This is a genomic window from Streptomyces sp. NRRL F-6676, from assembly GCF_000725625.1.
Lineage (GTDB): Bacteria > Actinomycetota > Actinomycetes > Streptomycetales > Streptomycetaceae > Streptomyces.
Genome location: NZ_JOHS01000106.1, coordinates 1 through 4,024 on the forward strand (window position 1 = coordinate 1; position 4,024 = coordinate 4,024).

Sequence of the window (4,024 nt, forward strand, 5' to 3'; positions counted from 1 at the left end):
CCCCCACCCCCACCGAAACCCCGCACTCCGCATCCCCGACCTTCACCCCACCCGCGGACAGCGCGGCCAGCGCGTCCTTCATGACCCACACAACGGAGGCGACACCGAGCTAGGGGCGCCCCGGCCTTTGAGGGCGCGGGGCTGTGTTCGATCTGCGGCTCCGCCGCGCGGGCGCGAGCACTCCCCACCCCCACCCGCACTTTCCACTCGACCCCGTCCACCCGAGTTCTGCGGGGTCAAAGGGGCGGAGCCCCTTGAGAGGACGGGAAGGGCAGGGGCGGCGGGGGCGGAAACCTCACCGCACAACCTCCACCCGCACCGCGCACACCTTGAACTCCGGCATCCCCGACACCGGGTCGAGCACGGGGTTCGTCAACTCGTTGACCCTCCCCGCCCCCGCCCAGTGGAACGGCATGAACACCGTATCCACCCGAATCCCCGCGAAGACCCGCACCGGCACCACCACCCGCCCCCGCCGCGACACCACCGCCACCTCCTCCCCGTCAACGACCCCCACCCGCTCGGCCAGCCGAGGATGCATCTCCGCGAACGCCCCCGGCGCCGCCGCGTTCAACTCCGCCACCCGCCGCGTCTGCGCCCCCGACTGGTACTGCGCGAGCACCCGCCCGGTGGTCAGCAGCACCGGATACTCCGCGTCCGTCTCCTCCCCGGCCGCCCGGTGCGACACGGCCGCGAACCGCGCCCGCCCGTCCTCCGTGGCGAACCGCTCCAGGAACAACCGGGGCGAACCGGGATGCGGACGGCCGTCCTCGCCCGCCCCCTCCACCGCCGGACAGGGCCAGAACACCCCGGCCCCGGCCTCAGCCCCGGTCCGGTCCCCGTCCCCCTCCGCCAACCGCCGGTAACTGATCCCCGAGTAGTCCGCCGGACCCCCCGCGCTGGCCCGCCGCAACTCCTCGAACACCTCCTCCGGATCGACCGGAAACCCCTTCTCCACACCGAGCCGCCCGGCCAGCCCGTGCAGCACCTCCAGATCGCTGCGGACCCCGTCCGGCGCGGACAGCGCACGCCGGCGTAGCAGCACCCGCCCCTCCAGACTGGTCGTCGTCCCCGTCTCCTCCGCCCACTGCGTCACCGGCAGTACGACGTCCGCCAGCCGGGCCGTCTCCGACAGCACGACGTCCGCCACCGCGAGGAAGTCCAGCGACCGCAGCCGCTCCTCCACATGCGCGGCGCGCGGCGCGGACACCACCGGGTTGGACCCCATCACCAGCAGCGCCCGGACGTCCGTACCGAGCGCGTCGAGGAGCTCGTAGGCGCTGCGGCCTGGCCCCGGCAGGGAGTCCGGGTCCACGCCCCACACCCCCGCCACGTGCCGCCGCGCGGCGGGGTCGGTGAGCTTGCGGTAGCCGGGCAACTGGTCCGCCTTCTGGCCGTGTTCGCGCCCGCCCTGCCCGTTGCCCTGCCCGGTCAGGCACCCGTACCCGGACAGCGGCCGGCCCGCCCGCCCCGTCGCCAGCGTCAGGTTGATCCACGCGCCCACCGTGTCCGTGCCCTTGGACTGCTGCTCGGGCCCCCGCGCGGTGAGCACCATCGCGGCCTCGGGTGCGCAGAACAGCCGCACAGCCTCCCGTAGTCGGGGCACCGGCACGCCGGTGATCCGCTCCACGTACTCCGGCCAGTGCGCCATCGCCGCCGCCCGCGCCTCCTCCCAGCCGCTCGTTCGCTCCCGGATGTACTCCTCGTCCGTGCGGCCCTCGGCGACGACCAGGTGCAACAGGCCGAGCGCGAGCGCGAGATCGGTGCCGGGGCGGGGCGCCAGATGCAGATCGGCCTGCTCGGCGGTACGGGTGCGGCGCGGGTCGACGACGATCAACGTGCCGCCGTTCTCGCGCAGTTCGGTGAAGTAGCGCAGCGCCGGCGGCATCGTCTCGGCGGGGTTGGAGCCGACGAGGATCACGCACCCGGTCCGCGGGATGTCCTCCAGCGGGAACGGCAGCCCCCGGTCCAGCCCGAACGCCCGCGTCCCGGCCGCCGCCGCGGACGACATGCAGAACCGCCCGTTGTAGTCGATCTGCGAGGTGCCGAGCACGACGCGGGCGAACTTGCCCAGCGCGTACGCCTTCTCGTTGGTCAGCCCGCCACCGCCGAACACACCGACGGAGTCCGCCCCGTGCGCCGTGCGCGCCCCCGCGAGCGCGTCCGCGATCCGGTCGAGCGCCTCGTCCCAGGTGCCGGGCTCCAGTACGCCGTCGCGGCGCACCAGCGGGGAGGTGAGCCGTACGGCGGACGACAGCAGCGCCGGTGCCGTGCGGCCCTTGGCGCACAGCGCGCCCCGGTTCACCGGGAAGCCGGCGCGCTCGGCCACCTCGACCCCGCCGTCGGCCGCCGGGACGAGGTTCATCCCGCACTGTAGGGAGCAGTAGGGGCAGTGCGTGGGGGTGACGGTGGTGTGCATGCCGTTCAGCGTGCGCGGGACGTGTTACGCGGTGGGGCGTCCGTCGTTACGCGGACGGCACGGGGGGCTCCCGGCGGGGCGGGGGCGGGCGTGAGGGGGTGCCCCCTTCCCGTCAGTCCGCCGCCAGTGCCCGGCCCACCCCCGGCTCCTTCGGGCCGAGGAAGTGCGGGTCCGGCTCGAAGGCGGCGTCCAGGGCGGCCTTGGCCGCCGCGAACACCTCGCGGGTGGCGCCGTAGTACCAGGTCACGTCGTGTGCGTCGCCCGCCGCCGCGACGCCGTACGACTCGATCCCGGCCGCCCGGCACAGGGCCACCGCACGGCGGATGTGGAAGCCCTGGCTGACGAGGACGGCCCGGTCCACGCCGAAGATCTTCTTCGCGCGGACGCAGGAGTCCCAGGTGTCGAAGCCGGCGTAGTCCTCGACGATGCGGGTGGCGGGGACGCCGTGCTTCTTCAGGTACGCGCGCATCGCGTCCGGCTCGTCGTAGTCGTCGCGGCTGTTGTCGCCGGTGACGAGGACGACCTTGACGCGGCCGGCGTGGTAGAGGCTGGCGGCGGTGTCGAGGCGGTGGGCGAGGTACGGGGAGGGTTCGCCGTCCCAGAGGCCGGCGCCGAAGACGACGGCGACGTCGGTGCGGGGGGCGGTGCGCGGGGTGCGGAGGTGGCCGTCGGTGGTGGTGAACAGCCAGGCGGCGGGGGTGAGGGCGAGGGCGCAGAGGGCGACGGTGGCCTGGAGCGCGCGGCGCTGGGACCGGCGGGTGCGGGGGAGGTGGGGCAGGCGGAGGATGCGGCGGCGTATGCGCGGACGGGGCAGGCGCATGGGCGGGGTTCCTCCGGGGGCGGGTGGCGACGGGTGTTCGTGCGTTCGTGCGCTCGTGCGTTCGTGGGGGAGGACGCGGGGGGTGCGGCGGTGGTTCAGGAATGTGTGTCTCGCCCCCGCCGCCCCTACCCTTCCCGTCCCTTCAAGGGGCCCCGCCCCTTGGACCCCGTGGGGTGCGTTGTCGGGTGCGGGTGGGTGGGGACTTCTCGCGCAGTTCCCCGCGCCCCTGAAAGCCAGGGGGCGCCCCACTGCTTTTAGGGGCGCGGGGAACTGCGCGAAGCACCCCCACCGGCGGTCAGCCACCGAACTGCCCCGCCCACCACCCCCTGGGGTGCAAGGGGCGGAGCCCCTTGTCAAGGACGGGAAGGGTAGGGGCGGCGGGGGCGAGAAAAGCACGAGAACCGCTCACCGCACCGCACCCCACCCCGTGAGCCCCCCGCAAACCCCCGTGACCCCCACGCAACGGCCCCGCAACCTCCCCCCACCACCCTGAAAAACGTGACCCTCGTCCTCGTAGCCCACGGCAGCCGCGACCCCCGCACCCTCCCTACCGTCCACGCCTTGCTCAACCACGTCCGTACCCTCCGCCCCCACCTCCCCGTCCACCTCGGCCACATCGAACTCAACGCCCCCCTCCTCCCCGAAACCCTCGCCACCCTCGACGCCCGAACCACCACACCCACCACGCCCACCACGCCCACCACCCCCGCCGTCCTCGTCCCCCTCCTCCTCAGCCGCGGCCACCACGTCACCCACGACATCCCCACCGCCGCCCACCAGACACG

General features: G+C 74.3%; 3 protein-coding genes. 1 reads left to right on the forward strand and 2 read right to left on the reverse strand.

The features are described from left to right. Positions 1-295: 295 nt before the first annotated feature. On the reverse strand, positions 296-2,419 hold the full coding sequence (locus IO29_RS31090; protein WP_030383494.1) for a molybdopterin oxidoreductase family protein: 2,124 nt from the start codon (positions 2,417-2,419) through the stop codon (positions 296-298). Between the two features lie 112 nt (positions 2,420-2,531). Beyond that, on the reverse strand, positions 2,532-3,239 hold the full coding sequence (locus IO29_RS31095; protein ID WP_030383495.1) for a SanA/YdcF family protein: 708 nt from the start codon (positions 3,237-3,239) through the stop codon (positions 2,532-2,534). A 489-nt stretch (positions 3,240-3,728) separates the two neighbouring features. Between IO29_RS31095 and IO29_RS37360 the strand changes: the two genes are divergently transcribed. Next, the coding region (locus IO29_RS37360; RefSeq protein ID WP_199808935.1) for a sirohydrochlorin chelatase at positions 3,729-4,024 on the forward strand (296 nt) is incomplete at its 3' end.

What these genes read in the sequence shown, in the direction of transcription:
- IO29_RS31090 (WP_030383494.1), bottom strand. Translation starts at nt 2,419, where the DNA reads ATGCACACCACCGTCACCCCCACGCACTGCCCCTACTGCTCCCTACAG.
- IO29_RS31095 (WP_030383495.1), bottom strand. Translation starts at nt 3,239, where the DNA reads ATGCGCCTGCCCCGTCCGCGCATACGCCGCCGCATCCTCCGCCTGCCC.